This window comes from Actinocorallia lasiicapitis (genome assembly GCF_054778695.1).
In genome coordinates this window covers 1-12,474 of sequence record NZ_BAAGZI010000158.1, presented here as the reverse complement: position 1 = coordinate 12,474, position 12,474 = coordinate 1, and the positions used below count along the sequence as shown (strand labels likewise).

Here is a 12,474-nt window from a genome sequence, read left to right as displayed (position 1 = left end):
CTGCGGGGGGCCGTCACGGCCAGGGGGGCGGGCTCGACGGTCCGCTCGGGGGAGGTCCCGGATTCCAGCAGCGCGGGCGCGACGACGACCGCGGCGGCCACCATCGACGCGCCGGCCACGGACTGGAGCGCTCTGCGACGTCGCCGCCGCTTCGTGACCTGGACTCTCACGGTCCCGAGAACGCGCGCGGCGGCCTCGGGCGACGGACTCGCTTCGTCGAGAGCGCGCAGTCGCCCGGCGACGAGTCGCTCAAGATCTTCCACGTCGGTCCTCCTGGAGAGCCGGTTCTTGGGGGAGCATATTGGCGCGCAGTTTGGCCAGCGCGCGCGAGGCCTGGCTCTTGACGGTGCCCTTGGAGCAGCCGAGCGCCCGAGCGGTCTCTTCCTCGCTCAGCTGTTCGAAGTAGCGTAGGACGAGGACGGCGCGCATCCGGCGCGGCAGGGAGTTGAGGGCGGCGTCGAGGCCGTCCATCTCGGTGATCCGGCCGATCTCGGGGTCTTCGGCGGCGTCCTCGGGGACGCTCTCGACGAAGTGCTCCAGCTTGGGCCTGCGCCACTTGTTGGCCATGATCCGGGCCATCGTGGTGCGCACGTAGCCCTCCGGATCGTCCTTGCGCCGGATCCTGCTCCAGGCCACTCCCGTACGGGTGAGGGCCTCCTGGACGAGGTCTTCGGCGTCGTGCTGGTTGCCTGTGAGGACGTAGGCGTAGCGATAGAGCGCGGGGAACCTGTTGGCCACGAACTCCTCGAACGGATCGTTCGACTCGCCGCGACGCATACGTACCTCCCTCCTAAGGACACCCATCTTGACCGAAAGGTTGCACTGGTCGTCCCGAATCCTCCCATGTTCGGAGGGTGAGAAGTTAAGGAAGTGTCTTGAATACTCATCCAGCAGGATGCATAATCATCAACATCACGACCTGAGGAGAGACCATGGGAATCCGGGCTGCGGTGGCCGGGGCCAGTGGATACGCGGGCGGCGAGCTGCTGCGTATTCTGGCCGGTCACCCGCGCTTCGAGATCGGCACGCTGACCGCGGGAAGCAACGCGGGCAGCGCGCTCGGAACGCTCCAGCCGCATCTGCGATCCCTCGCGGGCCGTGTCCTCACGGAGACCTCACCGGAAACTCTTGCGGACCACGACGTGGTGTTCCTGGCGCTGCCGCACGGCGCCTCGGGCCCGCTCGCCGCGGAACTGGGCGAGGACGTCCTGGTCGTCGACTGCGGCGCCGATTTCCGGCTGCACGACTCCGCCGATTGGGAGCATTTCTACGGTACCCCCCATGCCGGAACCTGGCCCTACGGCCTGCCGGAGCTGCCCGGGCAGCGCGAGATCCTCCAGAAGACGAACCGGATCGCGGTGCCGGGCTGCTACCCGACCGTCTCGACGCTGGCGCTGCTGCCCGCCTACGCGGCCGGGATCGCCGAGCACGACGTCGTGGTGGTGGCCGCGTCCGGCACCTCGGGCGCGGGCAAGGCCGCCAAGGTCAATCTGCTGGGCAGCGAGGTGATGGGCGCGGTCTCCGCCTACGGCGTCGGCGGTGTGCACCGGCACACGCCCGAGATCGTGCAGAACCTGTCGGCCGTCGCGGGCGAGCCGGTCACCGTCTCCTTCACCCCGACCCTCGCCCCGATGAGCCGCGGCATCCTCGCCACCTGCACCGCCAAGGCCGCGCCCGGCCTCACCTACGCCGCGCTGCGCGCCGCCTACGCGGACTTCTACGCCGCGGAACCGTTCGTCGACCTGCTGCCCGAGGGGCAGTGGCCGTCCACCGCGATGACGCTCGGCGCCAACACCGCCCTGCTCCAGGTCGCCCTCGACGAGCGGGCCGGACGGATCGTGGTGGTCGCCGCCATCGACAATCTCACCAAGGGCACTGCGGGCGGCGCGATCCAGTCGGCCAACCTCGCCCTCGGGCTGCCCGAACACGAGGGGCTGTCCTCCCTCGGCGTCGCTCCCTGACACACCGCTCCCTGACACACCGCTCGCTGATCCCACCCCCAGAGAATCGAAGGAACCCCGACGACATGAGCGTCACCGCACCACTCGGCTTCCGGGCCGCGGGCATCGCCGCGGGAATCAAGGAGAACGGCAACCGCGACCTGGCCCTGGTCGTCAACGAGGGGCCGTCGCGCGCGGCGGCCGCCGTGTTCACCTCCAACCGGGTGAAGGCCGCGCCGGTCCTGTGGACCGAGCAGGTCATCACCGGCGGGCGGCTCAAGGCCGTCGTGCTCAACTCGGGCGGCGCCAACGCCTGCACCGGTTCGCCCGGCTTCCAGGACACCCACGCGACCGCGGAGAAGGTCGCCGCGACGCTCAACGACTCGGCGGGCGAGATCGCGGTCTGCTCGACCGGGCTGATCGGGCTCCGGCTGCCGATGGAGCCGCTGCTGGCGGGGATCGAGACCGCGGCGGCCGAACTCAGCCGGGACGGCGGGATCGCCGCGGCCGACGCCATCCGCACCACCGACTCCGTCGGCAAGATCTCCTTCCGGCGCGGCCCCGGCGGCTACATGATCGGCGGGATGGCCAAGGGCGCGGGGATGCTCGCCCCGTCCCTCGCCACCATGCTCGTCGTGATCACCACCGACGCCGACCTGGACTCCGCCGCCCTGGACCGGGCGCTGCGCGCGGCCACCCACGTCAGCTTCGACCGGCTCGACGCCGACGGCTGCACCTCCACCAACGACACCGTGATCCTCATGGCGTCCGGCGCGACCGGGGTCGTCCCCGACGAGGCGGAGTTCACCGCGCTCCTCAAGGAGGTCTGCGCCGATCTCACCCGCCAGCTCCTGGTGGACGCCGAAGGCGCCTCCAAGGCCATCTCCATCGAGGTCGTCGGCGCGGCCAGCGACGCCGACGCCGTGACCGTCGGACGGTCGATCGCCCGCAACGCGCTGCTCAAGTGCGCCATCCACGGCGAGGACCCGAACTGGGGCCGGGTGCTGTCGGCCGTCGGCACCACCGACGCGGTGTTCGAGCCCGACGAGCTGAACGTCGCCATCAACGGCATCTGGGTCTGCCGGGGCGGCTCGGTCGGCGAGGACCGCTCGAAGGTCGACCTGCGCCCCCGCGACGTGTCCATCACCGTCGACCTGTCGGCGGGCAACCACTCGGCGACGGTCTGGACGACCGATCTGACCGCCGAGTACGTCCACGAGAACTCGGCGTACAGCTCGTGAACCGGCGCGAGGCACGCGACAAGGCCGCGGTGCTGATCGAGGCGCTGCCCTGGCTGGAGCGGTTCAAGGGCAAGACCATCGTCGTCAAGTACGGCGGCAACGCCATGACGGACGAGTCGCTGCGCGAGGCGTTCGCCAGCGACATCGTCTTCCTGCGGCTGGCGGGGCTCCGCCCGGTCGTCGTGCACGGCGGCGGCCCCCAGATCAACAAGGCGCTCGACACGTTCGGGATCGAGTCGCACTTCGCCGCGGGACTGCGGGTGACCACGGCCGACGCGATGAAGGTCGTCCGGATGGTGCTGACCGGCGAGGTCAACCCCGAGATCGTCGGGCTGATCAACGCGCACGGCCCGTACGCGGTCGGGATGTCCGGCGAGGACGCCCACCTGTTCACCGCGGAGAAGCTGATGCCGGCGGGCCCCGACGGCGAGCCGATCGACATCGGCCAGGTCGGCGAGATCGTGAAGGTCGAGCCGGGCGCCGTGCAGAGCCTGCTGTCGGATGGCCGGATCCCGGTCGTGTCGAGTGTGGCGCGCGGCGACGACGGCGCGATCTACAACGTCAACGCCGACACCGCGGCCGCGGCGCTGGCCTCGGCGCTCGGCGCGGAGAAGCTGATCGTCCTCACCGACGTCGAGGGCCTGTACGCCGACTGGCCGGACAGCGACGAGGTGATCCGCAGGCTGACCGCCCGCGAACTGGAGGGGATGCTGCCGGAGCTGGCCTCGGGCATGGTCCCCAAGATGGGCGCCTGCCTGCACGCGGTGAACAACGGGGTGCCCCAGGCGCACGTCCTGGACGGCCGGATCCCGCACTCGCTGCTGCTGGAGATCTTCACGGACGAGGGAATCGGAACGATGGTGGTGCCGTCATGAGCACGGGTTCGCAAGCGCTTCAGGACCGGTTCGAGGCCGTGTTCATGCCGAACTACGGGGTGCCGCCGACCGTCCTGGTCTCGGGCGAGGGCAGCACCGTCACGGACGCCGACGGCGTCACCTACCTGGACCTCATCGGCGGGATCGCGGTCAGCTCGCTCGGCCACGGCCACGCTGCGCTGAAGGCGGCGATCGTCGAGCAGGTCGGCGTGCTCGCCCACTCCTCCAACCTGTTCGTCAACGAACCGGAGGTGGAGCTGGCCGAGGAGCTGGTCGCGCTGCTCGGCGGCGGTGCGCGGGTGTTCCTCACCAACAGCGGCACCGAGGCCAACGAGTGCGCGCTGAAACTCGCCATCAAGTACGGCAAGGCGCACGACCGGAGCTACTTCGTGGCGGCCGAGAACGGCTTCCACGGACGGTCGATGGGCGCGCTGTCGCTCACCGGCAAGAAGGCGATCCGCGAGCCGTTCGGACCGTACGCGATCGACGTCCGGTTCGTCCCGTTCGGTGAGGTCGAAGCGCTCCGCGAGGCCGTCGGCCCCGGCTGCGCCGCGGTGTTCCTCGAACCGACCCAGGGCGAAGGCGGCGTCGTCCCCGCGCCCGAAGGCTACTTCCCGGCCGTCCGGGAGATCTGCTCGGCGAACGGCGCGCTGCTCGTCCTGGACGAGATCCAGTCGGCGATCGGCCGGTCCGGAGCGTGGTTCGCCCACCAGCTCGAAGGCGTCGTACCGGACATCCTCACCCTCGCGAAGGGGCTCGGCGGCGGGCTGCCGATCGGCGCGTGCGTCGGCTTCGGCGACGCCGGGAGCATCTTCGCCAAGGGCGACCACGGCTCCACCTTCGGCGGCAACCCCGTCTCGGCCGCCGCCGCGCTCAGCGTGCTGCGCACCATCGCCTCCGACGGGCTGCTGGAGCACGTCCAGACCCTCGGCGCGGCCTGGAAGGCCGAGCTGGCGGCCGTCGACCATCCGCTGCTGCGCGACGTGCGCGGCCGGGGCCTCTGGCTCGGCCTCGTCCTGGACGGTGAGCACGCGGGAGCCGTCCAGGAGGCCGCCAAGGCCGCCGGGTTCCTCGTCAACGCCGTCCAGCCGGACGTCATCCGGCTCGCGCCGCCCCTGATCCTCACCGCCGAGCAGGCCAGGGCCTTCACCGACGCCCTGCCGGGAATCCTCGACGCAGCCTCCCCCCAGGAGAAGTAACGTGACCCGCCATTTCCTGCGCGACGACGACCTGACCCCCGCCGAACAGGCCGAGGTCCTGGCACTGGCCGCGCGGCTCAAGCAGGACCGCTACGCCGCCAAGCCCCTCGCGGGCCCGCGGACCGTCGCCGTCCTGTTCGACAAGCCGTCCACCCGCACCCGGGTGTCGTTCATCGCGGGGATCGCCGAGCTCGGCGGCAACCCGCTCGTCATTGACTCCCAGACCAGCCAGCTCGGCCGCGGCGAGACCATCGCCGACACCGCGCGGGTCCTCGATCGGATCTGCTCGGCGATCGTCTGGCGGACCTTCGGCCAGGAACGCATCCAGGAGATGGCGGACGCCTCGTCGGTGCCCGTCGTCAACGCGCTCACCGACCAGTTCCACCCCTGCCAGATCCTCGCCGACCTGCAGACCGTCCTCGAGGCCAAGGGCAGGCTGCAGGGCGTCACCCTCGTCTACCTGGGCGACGGCGCCAACAACATGGCCCACTCCTACCTGCTCGGCGGAGCCACCGCCGGGATGCACGTCAGGATCGCCGCGCCCGAAGGCCACACCCCCGACCCCGACGTCTGGCACCGCGCCGAGGAGATCGCCAAGACCACCGGCGGCTCCATCGAGGTCACCACCGACGCCCGTGCGGCCGCCGTCGGCGCTGACGTTCTCGCGACCGACACATGGGCGTCCATGGGGCAGGACGGCAAGGACACCGCGATCTACGGGCCGTACTCTGTGACCGAGGACCTCGTCGCCCTGGCGAAGCCCGATGTGTCGGTGCTGCACTGCCTGCCGGCCTACCGGGACAAGGAGATCGCCGCCTCGGTGCTCGACGGCCCGCACAGCCTCGTCTGGGACGAGGCCGAGAACCGGCTGCACGCGCAGAAGGCCCTGCTGGCCTGGCTGCTGGAGAAATAGGACACGATGACCACCCCGATGACCAAGACCGCGCGTCAGGCGCGGGTGCTGGAGCTGCTCGAACGGCACTCCGTGCACTCCCAGGGCGAGCTGGCGAAGCTGCTGGCCGACTCCGGGATGGAGGTCACCCAGGCCACCCTGTCGCGGGATCTGGTCGAGATCGGGGCGGTGCGGCTGCGCACCGAGGACGGCACACTCGTGTACGCCGTCCCCGGTGAGGGCGGCGACCGCATCAAGAAGGCGCGCACCGGCACCGCGGAGACCTTCTCGGCGCGGCTGGTGCGGCTGGCGCAGGAACTGCTGGTCGCGGCCGAGGCGTCCGCGAACCTCGTGATCGTCCGGACCCCGCCGGGCGCCGCCCAGTACCTGGCCTCGGCCATCGACCACGCCGAATGGCCGTCGATCCTCGGCACCGTCGCGGGCGACGACTCCATCCTGGTGATCTCGCGGGACCCGTCCGGCGGTGAAGCGGTCGCCGCGCAGTTGCTGAAGCTGACCGAACGACGGACCTGACCGGCCCCCGGCGGCCGCGAGAATGCAAGTAGTGACCACAAACGAGACTCCACCCGTGTGGAGCAAGGGAGCATCGTGAGCAAGGCACCGACCCGGCTTTGGGGCGGACGGTTCGAAGGCGGGCCCTCCGACGCGCTCGCGCGCCTGTCCGTCAGCGTCCAGTTCGACTGGAGGCTCGCGCCGTACGACCTGATGGGTTCGCGCGCCCACGCCCGCGTGCTGAACCGCGCCGGCCTGCTGACCGACGACGAACTGACCAAGATGCTCGGCGCGATCGACGACCTCGAGCAGGCGTGCGCGTCCGGCGAGTTCCGGCCGACCGTCGCCGACGAGGACGTCCACACCGCGCTGGAGCGCGGCCTGCTGGAGCGGCTCGGTTCGCTGGGCGGCAAGCTGCGGGCGGGCCGGTCCCGCAACGACCAGGTCGCCACCGACCTGCGTCTCTACCTGCGCGACCATGTGCGGCTGATCGTGTCGCGGCTGGTCGAGCTGCAGACCGCGCTGATCGGGCAGGCCGAGGCCAACCTGGGCGTCGCCTGCCCCGGCATGACCCACCTTCAGCACGCCCAGCCGGTGCTCTTCTCCCACCAGCTCCTCGCGCACGTCCACGCCATCTCCCGCGACATCCAGCGGTTCCAGGACTGGGACAAGCGCGCCGCGGTCTCTCCGCTGGGCTCCGGCGCCCTCGCCGGCTCGTCGCTGCCGCTCGACCCGCAGGCGGTCGCCGCCGAGCTGGGGTTCGACTCGGCCGCCGCGAACTCGATGGACGCCGTCAGCGACCGTGACTTCGTCGCCGAGTTCCTGTTCGGCGCGGCCCTCGCCGGGGTGCACCTGTCCCGGATCGGCGAGGAGATCTGCCTGTGGGCCTCCCAGGAGTTCCGCTGGATCGAGATGGACGACACCTACGCCACCGGGTCGTCGATCATGCCGCAGAAGAAGAACCCGGACGTCGCGGAGCTCGCCCGCGGCAAGGCAGGACGGCTGATCGGCTCGCTGGTCGGGCTGCTGACCACCCTCAAGGGCCTGCCGCTCACCTACAACCGCGACCTCCAGGAGGACAAGGAGGGGGCGTTCGACGCCGTCGAGACCCTGCTGCTCGTCCTGCCCGCGGTCTCCGGCCTGATCGCGACGATGCGTGTCAACACGGCCCGGCTCGAAGAGCTCGCGCCGCAGGGTTTCGCGCTGGCGACCGACCTCGCCGAGCTGCTGGTCCGCCGCGGTGTGGTGTTCCGTGACGCCCACGAGGTCGTCGGCCATCTCGTCGTCTGGTGCCAGGTCAACGACAAGGACTTCGGCGACCTCACCGACGACGAGCTCGCCAAGGTCTCCCCGCACCTCACCCCGGACGTCCGGGAGGTCCTGAACGTGCCGGGCGCGATCGCCTCCCGCAAGGCGCACGGCGGCACCGCCCCCGAACGCGTCCAGGAGCAGATCACCGACCTCCGCGCCTTCGCCGACGCCGCGGCCGCCTGGGCCACCAACGCCTGACCACCCCCACCCCGGACCCGCGAGCCCCCACGGCCCGCGGGTCTTCCTTTTCACCACCCGTTCCGAAGACACTGAGACACGTGGACGTCGTGGTGCAGTGGGTGCGGACCTCATGGAGCAAGAACGCGCGAGGAGGGCCCGAAGCCGCCGTCCGCAACCGGGCGCCCAGCGCGTTCCCGCTGCCCGAGCAGGGCGCGCCTCTTCTGCACGAGGTGGTGCTGGAGGAGTCGGACGCGTTCCGGCCGCGCGGTTCCCACCGTCCGGAACCACCCGGGCGCGCCATCCTGGATCTGCGGGAGCAGGACGGCGGGCTCCGCGTCATGGTCGTGCCGAACCGCTGGGGAGCACCTCGCGAGCGGCGCAGACCACCGGCCGTCAGGCTGGCGCGCGGCGCATGGCTCCGCTGGCAGATCAACTACCGCTTCGTCGGGGCGTCGTCCGGCCACTGGTTCTACCGCCTCGACACCTTCAACATCGCCCACGGCCCGGCCGCGCCGGAGCTGTTCCTCGGCACGCCCGACCGGGTCGTCGATGAGCGCGCCCGGCTGTTCTAGGCGCCTGCCGAAAAAGGCAAGATCAGGCCCGGCTCGCCCCGCTATGTGGCGGTTGACATCTACCGGCGAGCTGGGGTGATCCGGGCTCCTGAGGGGACTTTCTCAGCAGCGTCCCAGGCGTCACGGTGCCGGGGTGGCGTGCGGTGGGTCAGACGCGGTGGAGGCGGTCGGCGGAAGTGGATTCGCCTGATCCGCCGGGATCGGCGACGAGGCGGACGGGGCCGCAGCGCGGGGGAGTGGCCTGGATCACGGCGGCGAGGCGGGCGAAAGTGTCGACGGCCGGGTTCATCAGGGGAGCGTAGCGGTTGTCAGGGTGCACCTGACGGTCTAGTTTGTCAGGGGAGACCTGACGGAGGGGTGCGTGTGACGGCTGAGTTCTTCTGCTCGTTCTGCGGGAAGAGCAGTGCTGACGTCGAGAAGCTCGTGGCGGGGCCGGGCGTCTACATTTGCGACGAATGCGTCGATCTGGCCTACAAGATCGTCGAGGAGTTCAGGGGGCAGCCGGAGCAGGCGCGGTTCCCCGGCTGGGAGACGATGACCGACGAGCAGATGCTCGCCCAGCTGCCGCGCGCCGCCGACGTCTCGGCGCAGGTCGAGGCCGATCTGCGCGGATGGGTGCGGGAGCTGCGGCGGCGCGGCGTCACCTGGACGCGGATCGGGCAGGCGCTCGGCATCACCCGCCAGTCGGCCTGGGAACGCTTCTCCGAAGAGGAATGAGCACGAGGAATGAGCGCGGAGGAATGAGCGCGGGTCACCGCACGATCGCGGTCGCCTCGATCTCCACGAGCTGGTCGGTGTAGCCGAGGACGGTGACGCCCAGCAGCGTGCTCGGGGCGTCGTGGTCGCCGAACGCGGCGGCGATCACGTCCCAGGCCGCGACCAGGTCCTTCTGCTCGTGGGAGGCGACGAACACGGTCGTCTTCACCACGTCCGAGGGGCGGGCGCCCGCGTCGGCGAGCGACTGGAACAGATTGGCGACGGCCTGTGCCGCCTGGCCCGCGTAGTCGCCGATGGCCACGGTGTTGCCGTCGGCGTCGAGCGGGCACGCCCCCGCCGTGAAGATCACCGACCCGGGTGCGGCGACGGCCGCGTAGGCGTACGGAGCCCCCTGGTAGAGGGCGGGGCTGCGGACGAGCTGAACGGACATCCGCAGATCCTCGCCGCTCCGCCCCGCCCCGGGCAACCGGGTTTCCGGTGCCCGGCGGCGCGGGCGCGCCCCGTACTGTGGGAGCCGTGAGGCGTGACTTCTTTCTGCGGGACGTCGAGACGGTCGCGCGCGGGCTGCTGGGATGCGTGTTCGCCCGGCACAGCCCCGAGGGGACGGTGGCCGTCCGGCTGACCGAGGTGGAGGCGTACGCGGGCGAGCAGGATCCGGCGTCGCACTGCTTCCGGGGGAAGACGCCCCGGAACTCCGTGATGTACGGGGAGCCGGGCCACGCCTACGTCTACTTCACCTATGGGATGCATTTCTGTGTGAACCTCGTGTGCGGTCCCGACGGGTTCGCCTCGGCCGTCCTGCTGCGTGCCGGGGAGGTCGTCGAGGGCGCGGAGCTGGCGGCCGTCCGGCGTGCCGGCTCGTCCGAACGTGATCTGGCGCGCGGTCCCGCGCGGCTCTGCCAGGCCCTCGGGATCCGGCGCGAGCAGAACGGCCTGGACGTCTGCGGGGACGGCGAACTGACCCTTGGCCCGGGGCCGACCGTGCCGCCCGAACTGATCCTGTCCGGACCCAGGACGGGCGTGTCGACGGCCAAGGACACCCCTTGGCGGTTCTGGATCTCCGGGGAGCCCAGCGTCTCGCCGTACCGGCGGCACACGCCGCGCCGTTAACGATTACCGCTAGGGCCTGCCGATCGGGCAGGCTTAGCGCCATCTAGTACCGACTCGACTAGTACCGACTCGACAAGGGACGACCGTGACCGACATCGTGGACGAACTGCAGTGGCGCGGCCAGCTGGCCCAGACCACCGACGAGGGAGAGCTCCGCGCCGCCCTCGCGGCCGGTCCCGTCACTTATTACTGCGGTTTCGACCCGACGGCGCCGAGCCTCCATGTCGGCAACCTCGTCCAGCTCATGACCATGCGGCGTCTCCAGCTCGCCGGGCACAAGCCCCTGGCGCTGGTGGGCGGCGCGACCGGCCTGATCGGCGACCCGAGCGGCCGGTCCGCCGAACGCTCGCTGAACTCCACCGAGGTGGTCGCCGGCTGGGTGAAGCGGATCCAGGACCAGGTGTCGCGGTTCCTGTCCTTCGAGGGCGACAACGCCGCCCGGATGGTCAACAACCTCGACTGGACCGGCCCCATGTCGGCGATCGACTTCCTGCGGGACATCGGTAAGCACTTCCCGGTCAACAAGATGCTGGCCAAGGACGTGGTGGCGTCCCGGCTGGAGTCGGGCCTGTCGTTCACCGAGTTCTCCTACCAGCTCCTCCAGGGCATGGACTTCCTGGAACTGCACCGCCGTTACGGCTGTGTGCTGCAGAGCGGCGGCAGCGACCAGTGGGGCAACCTCACCGCGGGCGCCGATCTGATCCGCCGCGTCACCGGCAACCACGTCCACGCGCTGTCCACACCGCTGCTGACCAAGCCGGACGGCAGCAAGTACGGGAAGACGGCCGGTGGCGCGATCTGGCTCGATCCCGAGCTGACGTCGCCGTACGCGTTCTTCCAGTACTGGGTGAACGTCGAGGACGGCGAGGTCGGCAAACTGCTGCGGACCTTCAGCTTCAGGTCCCGCGAGGAGATCGAGGCCCTGGAACGGGAGTCGGCCGAACGTCCTGCCGCGCGGATCGGGCAGCGGGCACTCGCCGAAGAGATCACCACCCTGGTGCACGGGGCCGAGGAGACCGCGAACGTGATCGCGGCGTCGGCGGCGCTGTTCGGGCAGGGCGGGCTCGACGCGCTGGACGCGCGGACCCTGGAGTCGGCGCTGGCGGAGGCTCCGCAGGCGACGGTTCCCGCGGGGGAGCTGCCGTCGGTGGCCGACCTGCTGGTGGCGTCCGGGCTCTGCAAGAGCAAGTCCGAGGCGCGGCGCACCATCGGCCAGGGCGGCGCCTACGTCAACAACGTCAAGGTCGAGTCGGAGGAAGCCGTCCCCGTCGCCGGTGATCTGCTGCACGGGCGGTTCCTGGTGCTCAGGCGCGGCAAGCGCAACATCGGCAGCGTGATCGTGGGCTGACCTGCGGTTCCGCCATTAAGGGCCCCTTCCCGACTCCGGTCGGGAAGGGGCCCTTGGTTCTTTTCCCGGCAAAGAAACGGGAGATCCAGGTCACAAATGCGAAGGGCGAGACGTGCCTCAGCCCGTCTGAACGGCGGGAAAAGCGCCCGTGAACAGGGAATTCACGCCGTGCGGCCTTGATTTGACGATGCTCGGAGGCGGACGTAATGTTCTCTCTGTCGCCAGGACAGCGGGACGCGAAAGCGGCCGGACCGGCGAACAAACCCTCACTAGCTAGACAGATCCGAACGACTGGTGCAAAGCAGTCGCCAAGGCCTGGTAAGTTAGAGAGGTTGCTCCGGAGCGAAACCCGAAAGGGTGAATACCGAAGCAGTTCGTTTCTTGAGAACTCAACAGCGTGCTAAAAGTCAGTGCCAAATAATAGGTGGCTGGGCTTCGGTCTGGTCATCAATCCTCGTCTGAGGATTTCTTTGAGGCAATACGGACAATTGATGAGACTCTCTCTCGCCAGAGAGGGTTTTGCCAGATTGTTCTGGTTGCCAGTTTCAAACAAAGCCTTAATGGAGAGTTTGATCC

General features: G+C 70.1%; 14 protein-coding genes and 1 pseudogene. 11 read left to right on the top strand and 4 right to left on the bottom strand.

The window, feature by feature from the left end:
* Window positions 1-263: hypothetical protein (locus ACYVE7_RS18450; protein ID WP_460366062.1), on the bottom strand; the 263-nt coding region annotated here is incomplete at its 3' end.
* Window positions 250-777 (bottom strand): SigE family RNA polymerase sigma factor, encoded by a 528-nt coding sequence (locus ACYVE7_RS18445; RefSeq protein ID WP_460366060.1) that lies wholly within the window; start codon window positions 775-777, stop codon window positions 250-252. The genes ACYVE7_RS18450 and ACYVE7_RS18445, both read right to left, overlap by 14 nt.
* Window positions 778-932: 155 nt before the next feature.
* Between ACYVE7_RS18445 and argC the strand changes: the two genes are divergently transcribed.
* The 8 genes from argC (at window position 933) to ACYVE7_RS18405 (ending at window position 8,723) form a co-directional block, all read left to right on the top strand.
* Entirely contained in the window at window positions 933-1,961 is a 1,029-nt protein-coding gene (gene argC, locus ACYVE7_RS18440) for an N-acetyl-gamma-glutamyl-phosphate reductase (protein WP_460366058.1), read from the top strand.
* Window positions 1,962-2,026: 65 nt separating this feature from the next.
* A complete protein-coding gene (gene argJ, locus ACYVE7_RS18435) occupies window positions 2,027-3,181 on the top strand; it encodes a bifunctional glutamate N-acetyltransferase/amino-acid acetyltransferase ArgJ (protein ID WP_460366056.1) in 1,155 nt (384 codons plus the stop codon).
* On the top strand, window positions 3,178-4,056 hold the full coding sequence (argB, locus tag ACYVE7_RS18430; RefSeq protein WP_460366054.1) for an acetylglutamate kinase: 879 nt from the start codon (window positions 3,178-3,180) through the stop codon (window positions 4,054-4,056). Before argJ ends, argB begins: the two co-directional genes overlap by 4 nt.
* Entirely contained in the window at window positions 4,053-5,255 is a 1,203-nt protein-coding gene (locus ACYVE7_RS18425) for an acetylornithine transaminase (RefSeq protein ID WP_460366052.1), read from the top strand. The genes argB and ACYVE7_RS18425 overlap by 4 nt, the downstream gene beginning before the upstream one ends.
* Window position 5,256: 1 nt before the next feature.
* Window positions 5,257-6,168 (top strand): ornithine carbamoyltransferase, encoded by a 912-nt coding sequence (argF, locus tag ACYVE7_RS18420; RefSeq protein WP_460366050.1) that lies wholly within the window; start codon window positions 5,257-5,259, stop codon window positions 6,166-6,168.
* Window positions 6,169-6,174: 6 nt separating this feature from the next.
* Window positions 6,175-6,681, top strand: coding sequence for an arginine repressor (locus ACYVE7_RS18415; protein WP_460366048.1), 507 nt, complete (start codon window positions 6,175-6,177; stop codon window positions 6,679-6,681).
* A 75-nt stretch (window positions 6,682-6,756) separates the two neighbouring features.
* Complete coding sequence (gene argH / locus ACYVE7_RS18410; RefSeq protein ID WP_460366046.1) at window positions 6,757-8,169, top strand: argininosuccinate lyase; 1,413 nt, start codon at window positions 6,757-6,759, stop codon at window positions 8,167-8,169.
* An 80-nt stretch (window positions 8,170-8,249) separates the two neighbouring features.
* Window positions 8,250-8,723, top strand: a complete 474-nt coding sequence (locus tag ACYVE7_RS18405; RefSeq protein WP_460366044.1) for a hypothetical protein — start codon at window positions 8,250-8,252, stop codon at window positions 8,721-8,723.
* A 148-nt stretch (window positions 8,724-8,871) separates the two neighbouring features.
* Here ACYVE7_RS18405 and ACYVE7_RS18400 read toward each other — a convergent pair whose 3' ends face one another.
* Entirely contained in the window at window positions 8,872-9,012 is a 141-nt protein-coding gene (locus tag ACYVE7_RS18400) for a hypothetical protein (protein WP_460366042.1), read from the bottom strand.
* A gap of 68 nt (window positions 9,013-9,080) precedes the next feature.
* On the opposite strand from ACYVE7_RS18400, the pseudogene ACYVE7_RS18395 reads away from it, so the two are divergent.
* Window positions 9,081-9,212 (top strand): annotated as a pseudogene (locus ACYVE7_RS18395) (ClpX C4-type zinc finger protein); the annotation flags it as partial.
* Between the two features lie 262 nt (window positions 9,213-9,474).
* Here ACYVE7_RS18395 and ACYVE7_RS18390 read toward each other — a convergent pair.
* Window positions 9,475-9,870, bottom strand: coding sequence for a RidA family protein (locus tag ACYVE7_RS18390; RefSeq protein WP_460366040.1), 396 nt, complete (start codon window positions 9,868-9,870; stop codon window positions 9,475-9,477).
* An 86-nt stretch (window positions 9,871-9,956) separates the two neighbouring features.
* Between ACYVE7_RS18390 and ACYVE7_RS18385 the strand changes: the two genes are divergently transcribed.
* On the top strand, window positions 9,957-10,550 hold the full coding sequence (locus tag ACYVE7_RS18385; protein WP_460366038.1) for a DNA-3-methyladenine glycosylase: 594 nt from the start codon (window positions 9,957-9,959) through the stop codon (window positions 10,548-10,550).
* 85 nt (window positions 10,551-10,635) lie between these two features.
* The gene (gene tyrS, locus ACYVE7_RS18380; protein WP_460366036.1) at window positions 10,636-11,898 is read left to right on the top strand and encodes a tyrosine--tRNA ligase; all 1,263 of its coding nucleotides are present in this window, start codon (window positions 10,636-10,638) and stop codon (window positions 11,896-11,898) included.
* The last annotated feature ends 576 nt before the right edge of the window (window positions 11,899-12,474 follow it).